Annotated in this window: 15 protein-coding genes; 4 read left to right on the top strand and 11 right to left on the bottom strand. The window is 64.0% G+C overall.

Annotated elements, in window-relative coordinates:
- Positions 1 to 42 precede the first annotated feature (42 nt).
- The gene (locus tag AC3G7M_RS18960) at positions 43 to 744 is read right to left on the bottom strand and encodes a M24 family metallopeptidase (protein ID WP_489216838.1); all 702 of its coding nucleotides are present in this window, start codon (positions 742 to 744) and stop codon (positions 43 to 45) included.
- A 237-nt stretch (positions 745 to 981) separates the two neighbouring features.
- Here AC3G7M_RS18960 and AC3G7M_RS18965 point away from each other — a divergent pair, with 237 nt between their 5' ends.
- The 3 genes from AC3G7M_RS18965 to AC3G7M_RS18975 are packed head-to-tail and all read left to right on the top strand — an operon-like array spanning position 982 to position 3,502.
- Positions 982 to 1,755 (top strand): MetQ/NlpA family ABC transporter substrate-binding protein, encoded by a 774-nt coding sequence (locus AC3G7M_RS18965; RefSeq protein WP_489217118.1) that lies wholly within the window; start codon positions 982 to 984, stop codon positions 1,753 to 1,755.
- A gap of 27 nt (positions 1,756 to 1,782) precedes the next feature.
- Positions 1,783 to 2,868 (top strand): methionine ABC transporter ATP-binding protein, encoded by a 1,086-nt coding sequence (locus AC3G7M_RS18970; RefSeq protein ID WP_489216839.1) that lies wholly within the window; start codon positions 1,783 to 1,785, stop codon positions 2,866 to 2,868.
- Positions 2,849 to 3,502, top strand: a complete 654-nt coding sequence (locus AC3G7M_RS18975; protein WP_489216841.1) for a methionine ABC transporter permease — start codon at positions 2,849 to 2,851, stop codon at positions 3,500 to 3,502. Before AC3G7M_RS18970 ends, AC3G7M_RS18975 begins: the two co-directional genes overlap by 20 nt.
- Positions 3,503 to 3,556: 54 nt before the next feature.
- Here the strand turns inward: AC3G7M_RS18975 and AC3G7M_RS18980 are convergent, their stop codons facing one another.
- Genes AC3G7M_RS18980 through AC3G7M_RS19005 form a run of 6 tightly spaced genes read right to left on the bottom strand, consistent with a single transcriptional unit; the run spans position 3,557 to position 9,101 of the window.
- Positions 3,557 to 4,813, bottom strand: a complete 1,257-nt coding sequence (locus AC3G7M_RS18980; protein WP_489216843.1) for an ABC transporter substrate-binding protein — start codon at positions 4,811 to 4,813, stop codon at positions 3,557 to 3,559.
- 40 nt (positions 4,814 to 4,853) lie between these two features.
- Positions 4,854 to 5,564, bottom strand: a complete 711-nt coding sequence (locus AC3G7M_RS18985) for an ABC transporter ATP-binding protein (protein WP_489216845.1) — start codon at positions 5,562 to 5,564, stop codon at positions 4,854 to 4,856.
- The gene (locus AC3G7M_RS18990) at positions 5,561 to 6,316 is read right to left on the bottom strand and encodes an ABC transporter ATP-binding protein (RefSeq protein WP_489216847.1); all 756 of its coding nucleotides are present in this window, start codon (positions 6,314 to 6,316) and stop codon (positions 5,561 to 5,563) included. The genes AC3G7M_RS18985 and AC3G7M_RS18990 overlap by 4 nt, the downstream gene beginning before the upstream one ends.
- On the bottom strand, positions 6,309 to 7,343 hold the full coding sequence (locus AC3G7M_RS18995; RefSeq protein WP_489216849.1) for a branched-chain amino acid ABC transporter permease: 1,035 nt from the start codon (positions 7,341 to 7,343) through the stop codon (positions 6,309 to 6,311). Before AC3G7M_RS18995 ends, AC3G7M_RS18990 begins: the two co-directional genes overlap by 8 nt.
- Positions 7,344 to 7,345: 2 nt before the next feature.
- Positions 7,346 to 8,224 (bottom strand): branched-chain amino acid ABC transporter permease, encoded by an 879-nt coding sequence (locus tag AC3G7M_RS19000; RefSeq protein ID WP_489216851.1) that lies wholly within the window; start codon positions 8,222 to 8,224, stop codon positions 7,346 to 7,348.
- Positions 8,225 to 8,276: 52 nt separating this feature from the next.
- On the bottom strand, positions 8,277 to 9,101 hold the full coding sequence (locus tag AC3G7M_RS19005) for a gamma-glutamyl-gamma-aminobutyrate hydrolase family protein (RefSeq protein ID WP_489216853.1): 825 nt from the start codon (positions 9,099 to 9,101) through the stop codon (positions 8,277 to 8,279).
- A gap of 169 nt (positions 9,102 to 9,270) precedes the next feature.
- Between AC3G7M_RS19005 and AC3G7M_RS19010 the strand changes: the two genes are divergently transcribed.
- On the top strand, positions 9,271 to 10,116 hold the full coding sequence (locus tag AC3G7M_RS19010) for a CmcJ/NvfI family oxidoreductase (protein ID WP_489216855.1): 846 nt from the start codon (positions 9,271 to 9,273) through the stop codon (positions 10,114 to 10,116).
- A 24-nt stretch (positions 10,117 to 10,140) separates the two neighbouring features.
- Here the strand turns inward: AC3G7M_RS19010 and AC3G7M_RS19015 are convergent, their stop codons facing one another.
- The 4 genes from AC3G7M_RS19015 to AC3G7M_RS19030 are packed head-to-tail and all read right to left on the bottom strand — an operon-like array spanning position 10,141 to position 14,988.
- Positions 10,141 to 11,526: an NtaA/DmoA family FMN-dependent monooxygenase gene (locus tag AC3G7M_RS19015; protein WP_489216857.1), complete on the bottom strand. Its 1,386-nt coding sequence runs from the start codon at positions 11,524 to 11,526 to the stop codon at positions 10,141 to 10,143.
- 17 nt (positions 11,527 to 11,543) lie between these two features.
- Complete coding sequence (locus AC3G7M_RS19020; RefSeq protein ID WP_489216859.1) at positions 11,544 to 13,154, bottom strand: dipeptide ABC transporter ATP-binding protein; 1,611 nt, start codon at positions 13,152 to 13,154, stop codon at positions 11,544 to 11,546.
- Positions 13,151 to 14,029: an ABC transporter permease gene (locus tag AC3G7M_RS19025; protein ID WP_489216861.1), complete on the bottom strand. Its 879-nt coding sequence runs from the start codon at positions 14,027 to 14,029 to the stop codon at positions 13,151 to 13,153. Before AC3G7M_RS19025 ends, AC3G7M_RS19020 begins: the two co-directional genes overlap by 4 nt.
- Positions 14,026 to 14,988 (bottom strand): ABC transporter permease, encoded by a 963-nt coding sequence (locus AC3G7M_RS19030; protein ID WP_489216863.1) that lies wholly within the window; start codon positions 14,986 to 14,988, stop codon positions 14,026 to 14,028. The genes AC3G7M_RS19025 and AC3G7M_RS19030 overlap by 4 nt, the downstream gene beginning before the upstream one ends.

Here is a 14,988-nt window from a genome sequence, read left to right on the forward strand (position 1 = left end):
CAAACATATCTCCGGGCGAACAATGTTGCCCGGAGACATAGCCTACCGCAGTGTCAGCAGCTGCTCGTAAAACCCCCCAATCTCGCGCGCGCGGTCAACCAGATGGATCTCCAGTATCCAATGCAGGCGCCGTCCGGCGGAATCGCGCGCCTGCAGCAGAGTCTGGCTGCCCTTCATGATGTATGAGCCGATCCGCTCACCGGGAATCATCTCATGCGGAAAGTCGCCCACCAGATGCCCGGCAATCGTGCCGCCGAACTCCCACCCGGCGCGCGCGGCGGCACGGCAGGCACAGTCATACAGGGCCTCGGCCGTCATCGCCTCCGACGCCTCGAATTCCGCCTGGACGCTCAGGAAGACCGGCTCCAGCGCGTCGCGCAAGGCACGCTTCCTGGGATCGTCACCCAGCACGAATGTCCTGCCGAAATCGGCCTCCCAGGCCTCGAAAACCGGGCCGAGATCGACGAACAGACTATCATCCGGCGCAATCAGCCGGTCGGGCGGGTTTTCCGCATAGGGCAGCAACGTATGCGGACCGCTGCGCACGACGCGTCTATGCCAGTGACTGGTCACCCCAAAGCACGCTGCGGCAAGACGATAAATCTCTTCGCTGAGCGCAGTTTCGGAGATGCCCGGCCGAACCAGCTCACGCGCGATGGCGTCAAACAGTGTCAGCGCCTTGTCTTGCGCCGAGAGCAGATGCGCGGCCCGCGCAGCATCCTCCGGGTGGACGGTCTCAGGCATAGCCTTCCAAGCTCCTCTATTATGCCAGAAAAACCCCTCGCCCCGGGCTTGTCCATGCCTCTGAGGCCGGGTAGCCCAGGCTCATGACCGGAATGGTGGGCAGGATGCCTGATTTTTTCGCACTTGACGCCTATTCCATGATCAAGGATAGAATTACGCCATAAGTGAACGTTGATTTGGAATTTCACTATGACACCAGCAAATACCCGCCGCTTCCTGCTCCTTGGGCTGGGTGCAATGGCCCTCACCACTGCCGGCCTGCTGCCTGCGCGGCCGGCCAAGGCGGCGGACCAAACCCTACGGATCGGCATCATGTCGGGTGAGGATGAGGATGTCTGGCGCATAGTCTCGGCCAATGCGCAGAAATACGGGCTCACCATCAAGATCACGACCTTCGAGGACTATACCCAGCCGAACGAGGCCCTGGCTGAGCATGATCTCGACGCCAATTCCTTCCAGCACAAGCCTTATCTTGATGCCCAGATCCAGGCGCGCGGCTACAAGATCGTGCCCGTCGGCTATACCTATGTGCAGCCGATCGGCCTCTATTCGCGCAAATACACCTCCGTGAACGCGCTGCCCAATGGCGCCGTCATCGGCGTGCCGAACGACCCGAGCAATGAAGGCCGGGCGCTCCGGTTGCTACAGGCGCAGGGGATCATCAAGCTGCGCGCCGATGTGGGCCTGCTGCCGACGGCCCTCGACATTGCGGACAATCCGAAGCATATCCAGATCAAGGAACTCGACGCGGGCATCGTCGGCCGCTCGATCGGCGATCTGGACGCGGCCGTCGTCAATACGGATTGGGCCATCAAGGCCGGCATCAAGATCCCGCAGGAGCGGATCGCCCAGGAAGCCGTGCAGGGTAACCCCTATCGCAACTTCATCGCGGTGAACACGGATGACGCCAACAAGCCCTGGGTGCAGCAACTGGTCGCCAGCTACCAGCAGCCTAATGTCGCGGCCGAGATCCTCAAGGTCTATCACGGCGCCACGCTCCCGGCGTGGTAACCGCTGGCTATGCTGGCGCATAAGTTGATGCTGCAAGCAGAACTACACCGGGATGAGCGGACCGCGGAAGCGGCGCCGCTCATCCTCAATGCCCGCGGCATCTCGCGTCGGCTGGGCACGCATCAGGCCCTGGACGACATCAGCTTCTCACTCCACGCGGGTGATATCCTCGGCATTATCGGCCGCTCGGGCGCCGGCAAATCGACGCTGATCCGCTGCCTGAGCGGTCTCGAAAGCGTCGATGCAGGCTCGATCATTGTCGAAGGCACGGATATCACGACGCTTTCCGAGCATGGCTTGCAAAAGCTGCGTCAGCGGATCGGGATGATTTTCCAGCATTTCAATCTGCTCTCCGCCAAGACCGCGGCAGAGAATGTGGCTTTGCCCCTGCTCATCGCCGGCTGGCCCAAGCCCAGGCGTGACCAGCGGGTGGCCGAGTTGCTTGATCTCGTGGGCTTGAGCACGCAGGCACGGCGCTATCCCAGCCAGCTTTCCGGCGGCCAGAAGCAGCGCGTAGGCATCGCCCGCGCCCTTGCCGCGTCTCCCGCCTTGCTGCTCTGTGACGAAGCGACCTCCGCGCTCGACCCGGAGACGACGGCCTCCATCCTGGCCCTGCTCGAGGATATCAATCAGCGGCTTGGCGTTACCATCATCCTCATCACGCATGAGATGAGTGTCATCCGCTCACTCGCGCGCCAGGTCATCGTGCTGGATCACGGGCGCATCGCTGAATCGGGCTCGGTCGCGGAGATTTTCGCCGCGCCGCAAAGCGAGGTCACGCGCAGCATGCTGCGGGGCTTCCGCCCGGAATTGCCGGATCATCTGGCGGCGACGCTGCGCCCGGTCGCCTCGCCCGGCTCCGCCCCGCTGTTTCGCATCGATGTTGCGGGCGACGCCGCACGCGCGCCGTTTCTCTCCGATCTGGCAGAGGTCTTCGGCGTCAGGCCCCGCCTGCTGCATGGCGGCATAGACGATGTGCGCGGTGTGGCCGTCGGCACGCTGTTCGTGGCGCTCGATGGGGGCGCGGATACCGCCCTGCCGGATATCGTCGCCTTCCTTCTCTCCCGCGTGCAATCCACGGAACATCTGGGCTATGTGGCAAATTCTGCTTGATCTTCTGTGGCTATCCCTGCTGCAGACGCTGGAGATGACCTTCGCCGCGGGCGCCATCTCCTTCGTCCTTGGCCTTCCGCTCGCGATCCTGCTGGTCACGACCGACCGTCAGGGCATCCGGCCCATTCCGGCGCTGAGCCATAGCGCCAGTTGGATCGTCAATGCCGTGCGCTCCGTGCCCTTCATCATCCTGCTGATCATTCTCATCCCTGTCACACGATTGATCGCAGGCACGTCACTGGGCACCGAGGCTGCGATCATCCCGCTCTCCATCGCCTGCATTCCGTACTACGCGCGCATCGCCGAAGTCTCGCTGCGTGAGGTGGACCGCGGCCTGATCGATGCCGTGCGCGGCATGGGTGGCAGCCGTTGGACGATCATCCGCCATGTCCTGGTGCCGGAAGCCCTTCCCGGCCTGATGTCGGGCTTCACGGTCACTCTGGTCACGCTGATCGGCGCCTCCGCCATGGCCGGGGCCATCGGCGCCGGCGGCTTGGGCGATCTCGCCATCCGCTACGGCTATCAGCGGTTTGAGACGAATGTCATGATCGCCGTGGTCATCGTCCTGATCATACTGGTCTGCGCCATTCAATGGCTGGGCGACCGGCTGGCCCTTCGCCTCAGCCACCGCTGACATAGATGGCACGCCGCGCTTCCGCAGGGGAGACGCGGCGGCCTTTGGCAGGACTTAGTTCGTGGCCGTGCTCGTGCAGCGCGGATTGCCGGTATTCTGCGGCGCCACGGCGATCGCGCTCAACGGTGCCGTGAAGGCCGTGCCGATGAAGGGGAAGGGGTACGGATTATTGGTGGTCGGCACCACCTGTCCGGTCGCCTGCCCAATCTGCACCTGATGGTCACAGGCGCGGATGACCAGCGGACCGGCCACCGACTCATAGGTGAAGCCTTCGCCTGCTTTGATCACGCTATCGAAATCCGTCGACCCGGCCTTGGTGATAATGGCGGCCGCAAGCTCGGTCGTGATGAAGGCCTTGCCGACCGAGGCTGTCGGCCAGGGCACATCGGTCGTCGCGTGGCTCGCATGCCAGTCCGCGACGAAGGTCTTGTTTGCGGGCGTATCGATGGTCGGCTCGTAGACGTCGGCGCCGATATCGCCGATGCCGGCCGTGCCGATACCCTTCAGAATTTCGGGGTCAGCCACAAAGGTGCCCCCGATGCGCGGCTTCAGCCCAAAGCTTTGCGCCTGGGTCAGCAGTTTGACGAGATCGGCGCCCCAATCCGCCGTCAGCACGAAATCCGCGCCCGAAGCCTGGATCTGCTGCAGATAGGGTGAGAAGTCGGCAAGCCCGCGCGGATGAAACACGCTGGCGGCCACTTCCACGCCTGGCGCGATCGTCTTCAAGGCTGCCTTGAACCCCGTCTCGGACTGGTGGCCGAAGGCATAATCCTCATTCAGCAGGAAGACTTTCTTCACATCGGGATAGAAATGCTTCATCGCATAGACGATGGCGGACGCATGCATGCTGGTATTGGACGCGAAGCGGAACAGCGCCGGCTGAAAATGCGCCCCCGTCATCTCATCGGCCTCACCGGCAAAGGCGAAGACCGGCACGTGGTTCTTCTGTCCGACCGAAACCAGGGCGTTGACGATATCGGAGCCCGAGGCGCCGATGATCACCTTTGCATTGTCATTCAGAATGGCATCCGTCACCTTGCGCCGCGTCGCCGCCGCATTCAGCTCGGTGTCGATCACTTCAAGCTTGATCGGATGGCCATTCACGCCGCCGCTTTTGTTGATCTGGTCAACTGCATAACGCACACCGGCCAGGTTCTGGTTATCCGTCACCTTGAACGGCCCGGATTCAATGATGGCGGCGACAAAGACGATCGGCGTCGCGTCCGCGGCGCGGACCGGTGCCGCATGGGCAAGTCCGAACACCGCGGTGGCGGCCATCAGCATCGATCGGAACAGGGGTAATCCTCGCATGGCGCATCCTATGTCATGTGTTGGGGTGACAGTTGATGGTCTAGACCTGCAGGTGTTCCCGGCAGATCGCCTCATCGGCGGCAAGTGCCGCCGGAGAACCGTGAAAGACCGTGCGGCCCTTGGCCATCACGTAGATATTGGCCGCGATCCGGCGTGCGACCGCGAGCTTCGACTCCACAACCAGCACTGCCATGCCCGAACCAGCCAGTTGCATGAGGGCGGTTTCCAGAGCGCGCACGATGACGGGGGCCAGGCCTTCGGTCGGCTCATCCACCAACAGCAGTCGCGGCTGTCCCATCAGCGCCCGGCCGATTGCCAGCATCTGCTGTTCCCCGCCCGACAAGGTGCCCCCGCGCGCCTGCAGCCGGTCGCGCAGCCGGGGAAAGATGGTCAAAACCTGCTCGGTCGCTGTCGCAATCGCGGCTCTCTGGCCACTGCGCCAGACGCCCATGCTCAGATTTTCGAGCACTGTGAGGTTGGGAAAGACCAGCCTTTCTTCGGGCACATAGCCCAGCCCCGCGCGGGCCACGGCATGCGGTGCGAATCCCGTGATCGGCCGGCCATCCAGGCGAATGTCGCCAGCATGGGGTGCGAGCAGGCCCATCAGGCATTTCAGCGTCGTGGACTTGCCAACGCCGTTGCGGCCCAGCAGGCAGACAATCTCCCCCGGCCCGACGTCCAACGAGACATCATGCAAAACCTGGCTGCGGCCGTAGCGCGCCTGCAGCCCGCTGACATCCAGCAAGCTCATGCTGCTTCCTCACCCAGATAGACGCGGCGCACGGCAGCGTCGGCACTGATTTCGGCGGGCGTCCCCTCCGTCAGCACGCGGCCGTAATCCAGCACGGTGATGCGGTCGGACAAGGAATAGACCACGTCCATGTCGTGCTCGACCAGGAGCAGCGCACAGTCGCCGATCCGCGCCTGCAGCAGATCGATCAGATCGCGCGTCTCAGCGGCGGAAAGGCCGGCCGCCGGCTCATCCAGCACGATCAAGGTCGGCGCCTGGACCAGAACCAGCGCGATATCCAGCCGCCGCTGCATGCCATAAGGCAGCGTATCGACGCGTGCCTGCAGCACACCTGCCAGATCAACCAGCTCGGCGGCTGCGACAATCTCCGTCTCCAGTTCGCGTCCCTGTGCGCCCAGACGCCAGGGACGGACATGCAGACCGCGATGGCGCAGCAATGCGTTGCGGATATTCTCCCGCACCGTCATCTCCCCGAACAGGCTAAGGATCTGAAACGAACGGCCGATGCCAAGCCGATTGCGCCGATGCGGAGCAAGCCCGTTGATGCGTCGTCCTTGGAAGAAGACGTCACCGGCATCGGGCGCCAGACCACCGGTCAGGATATTGATCAGCGTCGTCTTGCCGGCACCGTTCGGGCCAATCAGCCCTCGGCGCTCACCCGGCCGCAAGGTGATGTTGACATCCTGCAGCACGGGGCCGCTGCCGAAGCTTTTTGAAATATGCGACAGATGAAGAACCGGCAGGTCAGACATCGCGCGGCCTTTCACGCAAGGCGCGCTGCCATATCACCTGCCCCAAACCGGCCAGGCCGCGCGGCGCCAGCAGCACGATGCCGACAAAGGCGAGGCCGAGGAAAATCTGCCAATGCGGCGTCAGCGCCGATAGCCAGTCGCTGGCCGCGATATAGACAACGCTGCCTATCATCGGTCCCCAGAACCAGCCGCTGCCCCCGATGAAGGTAATGATGATCACCGTCGTCGAGAAGGACAGGTCAATGCTGTCGGTCGAGACGAAGCTGTTGTCGATCGCCCATAATGCGCCCGCCACACCGGCGAGCACGGCGGCAAGGACGAAATTCGCGAGTTTCACCGCATGGGTGTCATAGCCCAGAAAGGCCGCCCGCTTCTCGTTGGACCGCACCGCCACCACGGCATTGCCCCAGGGCGTGTGCTCCAGCAGGGCCCAGGCGGCCAGCGCGACCGGCACCAGGATCGCCATCAAAAGCCAATAGGTCTGCGCGCTGCCGGGATTGGTGAGGCTCCAATGCGGCAGCAGCAGCAGATTTTGCGGCATGAAACTGTCCAGTCCATCCGTCCCGCCGGTCACGCTGTGCCACTTGAAGGCGAGGGAATAGAAAAATGCGCCGATGGCGAGTGTCATCATGGAGAAGTAGGCGCCGCTCCGGCGCACGCAGACAGCCCCGAGCACCAGTCCGAGCAGAGCGCTGGACAGTCCTGCGCCGATTACCAGAAGCGGCAGCGGCAGGCCTGGAAAACTCTGCAGCAGCACGGCCTCCAGATAGGCGGCACAGCCAAAGAACGCCGCATGACCGAAGGACAGCAGACCCGAATATTTGAACAGCAGGTTGAAGCTAATGGCGAAAAGACCCAGGCAGACGGCCTGGCCCAGATCGTTGACGACCGACCGGCTGAACAGGACCGGGGCCAGGATCAGTGTGCCCAGCAGCACAACGGTCAGCACCGCTTCCGCCATACGCGTGACGGATCGGTCAGGCCCCCGATCCATACGGGATGTCCGCGCGAGAAGGGTCTGCGACATGGTCAGGCGGTACGGCTGCCGAAAAGCCCATGGGGCCGCACCAGCAGCACGCCACCGAGCACGATAAAGGGGAAAAAGATGGCATAGCTTGAAAAGAAGACGCTGCCGAAACCCTGCACCACACCCATCAGGCCGGCGACGATGAAGGCGCCGGGCAGGCTGCCCAGGCCGCCCGCGACCACGATGATGAAGGACTGCACAAGCGCGTCATCCGCCATCCCAGGATAAACGCCCGCCAAGGGTGCCACCACAACCCCCGCACAGGCTGCCAGATAGATGCCCACGGCGAAGACCAGTGTGTAGATATTGCGCACCTTGAAGCCGAGCGCACCCACCATGTCGGGATGGACGGCGGCGGCACGCACCACCATGCCCAACCGGGTCCCGAGGAGCAGCGCGGAAATGGCGGCGAGAAGCACCGCGGCCACGGCGATGATGAACAGGTGATACACCGGCAGCGTCGCACCCAGCAGCGTGAAACGGCCACTCAGGATCGGTGGCGGCGCAACGGTGAAAGCGCTATCACCCCAAATGAGTTTCGCGCCCTCCGCAATCACATAGGCAAGGCCGATGGTCAGCAGCAGCTGGGCCGCATGGCTCGCCCGGTACAGGCGCGTAAATAGCAGCCGCTCGATCACGACACCCAGAAGTGCCACAATCACGGGACCCGCCAGCAATGCCAGCCAGAAGCTGCCAGTGAGCCCGGCAATGGCATAGGCCGCATAGCCCGCCAGCATGTAGAAAGCGGTATGGGCAGCGTTGAGGAAACCGAGCATGCCGAAGACGACGGTCAAACCCGCCGCGATCATGAAAGACAGGCTCCAGAAGGTCAGCGTATCGAGTCCGCCGGCAACGAGGAGGCTGGCGAATTCATACGTCATGCGACCCCGTTTTCACGAACAATAAACGTTTATTTATAAGCGATCGACACTATTATAGGACATTCGTCCGGTTGTCCAAGTCTCCTTGCCAGATGTACGAAGTTCGTTCGCTAAATCTAGGCCGCCTTGGCACCGCTGCCCGTTTTTCCCGCACGACATCGCCAAAAACCTCGAAAATCCGGCGAGATTGGGCGTTGACCTCCATATCGTATTCCGGGTGCCATTGCAGGCCGACCGCAAAACTGTCGCCCGCGAGACTGACCGCCTCTACCGTGCCGTCGGGCGCATAGCCCTCCACCCGCATCCCCGCTGCCAGCCGGTCGATGCCCTGATTGTGGTAGGAGTTGACGGTAAGGTCATGGCCGCCGGTCACGCCATGCAGCCAGCCGCCGGGCACGGGATAGACGGAATGGGCCTTGGCGTCGCGCAGCTCATCCAGTGGCCCCAGATCGTTCCAATGGTCCAGCCGGCGCGGCAGCTCCTGCAACTTCTGGTGCAGGCTGCCCCCAAGCGCCACGTTCAGCTCCTGCAGGCCGCGGCAGATGCCTAGCAGCGGCAATCCAGCCTGGGTCGCGGCACGGATCAGGGGCAAGGTCATGCCATCACGCTCGCAATCCTCCGGCGTTTCGGGCGGATGCGGCGGGCCACCGTAATGCCCCGGCCCCACATTGGACGGACTGCCGGTCAGGATCAGCCCGTCCAGAACCAGCAGCAGCCGTTCGATATCCTCGGCACCGCCGCGCGCCGGGATCAGCACGGGAATGCCGCCGATGAAATCGGTCACGGCACGCACATACGTGTCGGAGGCCGCATGCGCGAGGTCGTCCTCGCCATCGAAATGCTTCCGGCAGCAGGAGATGCCAATCACAACCGTCATCTCACGTCTCTCTGCCTCCTTCGCATTACCGCGGGGTCGCCCATCGCTTCACCGGGTTGTGTCGTGCATAGGCCTGTTATGCATATTCGTACGGTTTTATAATGTATATCACTTTTTTAACAGGCTATTATTGCGGCGTGTCCCCGCGCTACCGCGATAGGAGAGTCCCATGCCCGATGGTGTTGCCGTCCTGACGCAGGATCAGTTTGCAGGTCCTGTTCCGGCCTCCCTGAACTTTCTCAAGCCAATCAACGCAAAACCCCAGACCTATAACTATGACCCGCCGCCGGGCGTCCCCCGCCAGAACTTTGAGAATGAGGCCCATACGGTTCTGATCCAGGATATCCGCGGGCGTGAGGCGGAGTTCTCGCTGGACCAGCACGGTTTCGCGACGATCCGCCACACCAGCCAGGAAACCGCCTTCATCGACGATGCGCAGATCCGCGCGCTCTATTATCCAGAGTCGGACGCATTGCTGCGCCATACCCTGGGCGCGCACCGCGTCTTCATTTTCGATCACACCATCCGCAGGCGGGATACGACGGCGGTCGATCGTGAAGGCGCGCGCCAGCCAGTGGCCCGGGTTCATGTCGATCAGACCATCCAATCAGGCCGCGATCGGGTCTATCGCCATCTGCCGGAAGAAGCGGAGGCTTTGCTGCAAGGCCGTGTCCGCGTCATCAACCTGTGGCGGCCGATCCGCGGCCCGGTGATCGATCATCCGCTTGCCATGGCCGATGGCTCCAGCCTCAAACCCGGCAATCTGGTCGCCACTGACCTGCTCTATCGCGACCGCGCCGGAGAAACCTATTCGGTGACCCATGATCCGGCGCAGCGCTGGTACTATCTGTCGCAGATGCAGCCGGACGAAGTACTGCTGTTGAAATGCTATGACAGTGACGAAAGCGGCGTCACGCGCTTTTCCCCCCATACGGCCTTTGCCGATCCCAGGGTGGATGTGTCTGCACCGCCGCGGCAGAGCATCGAACTGCGCGCTTTGGTCTTCGGCGGATAGGCGCCCAATAGCGCCCGCGCGGCGTCAGGCGCGGCCGGGCGTCTCCGCGGTCCAGCGGAAGCGCGCACCGGGATGCGCATCGGGCAGGCGGTCCTGGCCGTCTGCCCGTATCCGTGACCGGAAGGTGCCGCTGGCCGGCGCGGTGCGATACAGCCCGCGCACCTGCAAAGCCGGCACCGCAAGCTCTGCAAAATCTTCAAAGGAGCCGGGGGCGATGAACTGGTGCAGCAGAAAGCCGTCGATGCCGGACGCATCGGCATAGGCTTCAATCTGCCCTGCCACGTCATCGGGCGCGCCGATAAAGGTGAGCGCGCTATTGCCGTCAACCTTCGCATAGCGGCGGCGGATCTCTCCGGCCAGAAGCGGCGCCTTATCCGCGGCTGACTGGGTATGGTTGCTCGCCCGCTCAATGGCGTCCTCATTCCCATACTTGGCCACATCCAGGCCGCTCCAGCCCGCATAGGCCGCAAGCGAGGCTTCCGGCCTGTAATAGCGCTGATAATCGGCGAGCTTGGCTTCTGCGGCTGCGCGGGTTTTGCCGACAATCACCTGCGCACCGGCCAGCGCTTTGATATCTCCACCATCCCGCCCTTGCTCTGCGGCCAGCGTGCGGATCTCCTGCATGCCCTGGCGGACGGCCGCAGGATCGGAGTCACCGACAAAGACGATTTCGGCATGGCGCGCGCCGAACTGCTTGCCGCGCGGTGACCATCCCGCCTGAATCAGCAGCGGCGTCCGCTGCGGCGAAGGAAAGCTGACATGCGGACCGGCGGAACCGAAATGCAGGCCGCGATGATCGATCGTCCGCACCCGGTCCGGCCGCGCGAAGCGCTGACCTGCCTTGTCGCCCAGATAGGCGTCGTCCGCCCAACTGCCTTCCCACAGCTTATAGGCGACCTCCATGAACTCCTCGGCGATGGCATAGCGTTCGTCATGCTTGACCATCGTCTCCAGGCCAAAGTTGCGTGCGGCACTGGGCAGATAGGAGGTGACGATATTCCAGCCGATGCGGCCCCCGGTCATATGGTCCAGCGTGCTGAGCCGGCGTGCATGCGCAAAAGGATGGTCATAAGAGGTTGAAATCGTCGCCCCGAAGGCGAGCGATGTGGTAGCCGCCGCCAGCGCCGGAATGATCATCAGCGGATCATGCGCCGGCAGTTCCACACCCCATGCCAGCGCAGTGTCCGGCGACTGTCCATAGGTGTCATAAATGCCAAGCACGTCGCCAAAGAACATGAGATCGAGATGAACGGCATCGGCAATACGCGCCAGATGCAGCCAGTAGTCATAGGATTGAACGGAGGTGGTGCGCCTATCCTGCGGATGCGTCCACAGGCTCGCCGCACCTGAACCATCACCGATATTGGCTTGTTCATAGAGGCCGAAGAAAAGCGGTTTCCGTGTCGTCACGCTCTATCCTTACGTCGTCAGGCGGCAGAACGGACGCGCAGCGTCGCGTCGAACAACTGCCGCGTATACGCATGCTGCGGGTTGGTCGCGATCGCCTCTGCCGGCCCGGATTCCACCACGCATCCATCGCGCAGAACCATGATGTCATCGCTGACCTGCCGGATTACATCCAGATCATGGCTGATGAAGATCATGCTGAGGCCAAGTCGCGTCCGCAGGTCCGCGAGCAAATCCAGGATCTGCGCCTGGGTGAGAAGATCGAGGGCCGAGACCGGCTCGTCGCAGATCAGAATGGCGGGCTCGGTCGCGATCGCGCGGGCTATCGCCACGCGCTGGCGCTGGCCGCCCGATAGAATCCGCGGACTATGCGACACCAACCGATCGGCGAGGCCTACTTGCGCAAGCAGGTCCGCGGCCCGGTCGCGCGCCTTCCTGCGGTCCCTCAGGCCGGCGGCGCGGAGCGCATCCAGCAGAATCTGCACCACGGTCAGGCGCGGATCGAAGGAACTCAGCGGGTCCTGATAGACCATCTGAAGGGTCGGCCGGCGCGGGCGGCGCGCAGCCTCGGCCACGCCCGACCAGGGCTGGCCGAACAGCGAAACGGTGCCGCGATCGGGCTCCGTCAGTCCCAGCAGCATCCGCGCGAGTGTCGATTTCCCGGCCCCTGACTCGCCAACCAGGCCCAATGTCCGCCCCTGCCGCAATTCCAGGCTGACATCCTGGACAACGGTCACCGGGCCGCCGCCAGGTCGCGGATACTGCTTCGTCAATCCCTCAGCCGAAAGCGCAACAGGCGCCTGCTCTGCCTTGAGGGCAACCGGCCCCCGCGATGCGCGTCCCGTACGGATGCTCGGCAGGGCGGCCAGCAAAGTCTGCGTATAGACATGCTGCGGCGCCCGCAGAACGCGGTCAACCGGCCCCTGCTCGACCACGATTCCGTCTTTCATCACCAGCACATCGTCGGCGACGGCGGACACGACGCCCATATCATGCGTGATCAACAGAATGCTGTCGCCGCGCGCCGCCATATCGCGCAGCAACGCCAGAATTTGGCGCTGTACTGTGGGGTCCAGGGCCGTCGTCGGCTCATCGGCGATCAGAATGCGGGGCCGCGCTGCGATGGCGGCCGCAATCAGCGCGCGCTGGCGCAAGCCACCTGACAACTCGCCGGGCCGCTGGCGCGCACGCTCCTCAGGGCGGGGCACGCCGGCTTCCGTCAGCGCTGCGATCACACGCGCCGGGCGCCCGTGCCGGTCACCCAGGCGATGCACGGCCAGAACTTCGCCAATCTCCGCACCCACCGGCCGCAGGGGGTCCAGCGAGACCATCGCATCCTGCAGCACCAAACCGATCTGCACGCCGCGTCGGGCACGCCAGGCCCGGTTGGAGAGGCCGAGCACCGATTGCCCTTCCACCTCCAGCCGCGTCGCGCGGACCTCGGCATGGGCGCCGGCCAGGCCCAGCAGCGCCCGCGCGGTGACGGATTTGCCGGAGCCCGACTCCCCCACCAGCGCCAGAATGCGCCCGGCTTCTAGCGTGAAGGAGACGTCGCGCACGACAGGCCGGTAGGCGGGACGCCGGAAGGCGACGGTCAGACCCTCCACGCGCGCCAGAACCGAGGCGGTCATGCCGCGTCCCTTCCGTCAAAACGAGCCTGCAGATAGCGGCCCAGGATCGTCAAAGCGAGCGCCGTCAGGGCGATGGCACTGCCCGGAAACACCGTCAGCCACCAGGCCATGGCCGTATAGTTGCGGCTATCTGCCAGTAGCGCGCCCCATTCGGCCTGCGGCGGCTGCACGCCCAGCCCCAGGAAGCTGAGGCCCGTTGCCCAGACAATGCATTGGCCCACGCCAAGCGTAAAAAGCGGCAGCAAAGGTCGGGTGATATTGGGCAGCATCGTCAACAGCAGAATGCGGGCGGGCGCGGTGCCGAGCGTTCGGGCCGCCGCCACATAGCCGGACTGCGCGACCGTCAGCGCCTGCGCGCGAATGATGCGCGCATAGCCCGCGGCACTGCCGACGCCGACCGCGATCGCCAAGGTCTCAGGCGACGCACCAAGGATCGCAATGCAGATCAGCGCGAGAATAAGGCCAGGGAAGGCGAACAGCACGTCGATGATGCGCCCGATGGCAAGATCCGCAATCCGCCCGCCGAGGGCGGCGGTCAGCCCCAGGACGGCCCCCAGAGCCAAGGCGACCACGATTGCCACCAGGCCGATCAGCAGCGACGCACCGGTGCCGTAGACAACGCGGCTATAGGCATCGCGCCCGCTTTGATCGGTGCCAAACCAATGCGCCGCCGAGGGCGGCAGGAAGGCCGATGTCGGGTCAATGTCGTAAGGGTCGATCCGCGCCAGAAGATGCGGCCACACGGCTGCCAGCAGCACCAGGATCAGTATGACAGCCGCCGCACAGGTCGTCGGGCCCGCGCGGCGCCGCAGCGGGTGCAGGCGTCCGTCACCGGTACCGGTCGTCGGCTGCTCGATGATCGCAATGCCGCTCACGATTGTGCCTGTGCTTGCCGGTGCGATGGATCAACCCAGAAGGTCAAAACATCGGTTACGATATTGGTGACAACATAGATGAGCGCGATCAGAACGACGCTGCCCATGATCACCGGAAAATCCCGCCGCTCCACCGCCGTCAATATCAGCGTGCCGATACCCTGGCGGGCAAAGATCTGCTCCATGGCGACGGAACCGCCGATCAGCCAGCCGATCGCCCAGTTGGACAGGGCAATGCCCGGCAGCAAGGCGTGGCGCAAGGCGTGCCGCAGCCGCAGCCGCGTTTCACTTGCACCGCGCGCGCGGACGGAGAGGGCGAAGGGCTGGTTCATGGCGTCCGCAAAGGACTGCCGCGTGATCTGCCCGAGAAACCCGGCGAGCGGCAGGCCGAGCGCGAGCGCCGGCAGAACCAGTCCGCGCAGGCCATGGCCGATGGACGGAAACCAGTGCAGGGTGAAGGCGAAGACGGTCACCAGCAGCAGCCCGACCCAGAAATCCGGCAAGGCCGCCGTCACAACCTCGAAAGCACGGCCGATCCCATCCACCAGGGGCGCCCGCGCCGCGGTCAGCAGGATCACCGTGATCGCCACCACCCAGGCCACAGCAAGAGCGGCCAAGGTCAGGGCCGCGGAACTGCCGAGCTGTGCCAGGATAAGACCCGTGACCGGCTGCTGGCTCTCGTAGGAGATGCCCAGGCTGCCATGGGTCAGCCCCAGCAGATAGTGCAGATAGCGTTCCGGCGCGGTCTGATCGAGACCGAATTGCTTGCGCAAAGCCGCCACCGCATCCGGCGTCAAAACCGCCCCCGGTCCCGCGATGATCTTGACCGGGTCACCCGGCACGACCTGTAGAGCGAGGAAGGTCAGGGTCACCGAGACCCAGAGTACGAGCAGGCCGGCGGTGAGACGCTCCGCCAGTCTGCGCGTGACATTCAGCAAGACGAGTCCCGGCGACAGCAT

This window comes from Acidisoma sibiricum (assembly GCF_057837225.1).

What these genes read in the sequence shown, in the direction of transcription:
- AC3G7M_RS18960 (WP_489216838.1), bottom strand. Translation starts at nt 744, where the DNA reads ATGCCTGAGACCGTCCACCCGGAGGATGCTGCGCGGGCCGCGCATCTG.
- AC3G7M_RS18965 (WP_489217118.1), top strand. Translation starts at nt 982, where the DNA reads ATGGCCCTCACCACTGCCGGCCTGCTGCCTGCGCGGCCGGCCAAGGCG.
- AC3G7M_RS18970 (WP_489216839.1), top strand. Translation starts at nt 1,783, where the DNA reads ATGCTGCAAGCAGAACTACACCGGGATGAGCGGACCGCGGAAGCGGCG.
- AC3G7M_RS18975 (WP_489216841.1), top strand. Translation starts at nt 2,849, where the DNA reads ATGTGGCAAATTCTGCTTGATCTTCTGTGGCTATCCCTGCTGCAGACG.
- AC3G7M_RS18980 (WP_489216843.1), bottom strand. Translation starts at nt 4,813, where the DNA reads ATGCGAGGATTACCCCTGTTCCGATCGATGCTGATGGCCGCCACCGCG.
- AC3G7M_RS18985 (WP_489216845.1), bottom strand. Translation starts at nt 5,564, where the DNA reads ATGAGCTTGCTGGATGTCAGCGGGCTGCAGGCGCGCTACGGCCGCAGC.
- AC3G7M_RS18990 (WP_489216847.1), bottom strand. Translation starts at nt 6,316, where the DNA reads ATGTCTGACCTGCCGGTTCTTCATCTGTCGCATATTTCAAAAAGCTTC.
- AC3G7M_RS18995 (WP_489216849.1), bottom strand. Translation starts at nt 7,343, where the DNA reads ATGTCGCAGACCCTTCTCGCGCGGACATCCCGTATGGATCGGGGGCCT.
- AC3G7M_RS19000 (WP_489216851.1), bottom strand. Translation starts at nt 8,224, where the DNA reads ATGACGTATGAATTCGCCAGCCTCCTCGTTGCCGGCGGACTCGATACG.
- AC3G7M_RS19005 (WP_489216853.1), bottom strand. Translation starts at nt 9,101, where the DNA reads ATGACGGTTGTGATTGGCATCTCCTGCTGCCGGAAGCATTTCGATGGC.
- AC3G7M_RS19010 (WP_489216855.1), top strand. Translation starts at nt 9,271, where the DNA reads ATGCCCGATGGTGTTGCCGTCCTGACGCAGGATCAGTTTGCAGGTCCT.
- AC3G7M_RS19020 (WP_489216859.1), bottom strand. Translation starts at nt 13,154, where the DNA reads ATGACCGCCTCGGTTCTGGCGCGCGTGGAGGGTCTGACCGTCGCCTTC.
- AC3G7M_RS19030 (WP_489216863.1), bottom strand. Translation starts at nt 14,988, where the DNA reads ATGCTGTCGCCGGGACTCGTCTTGCTGAATGTCACGCGCAGACTGGCG.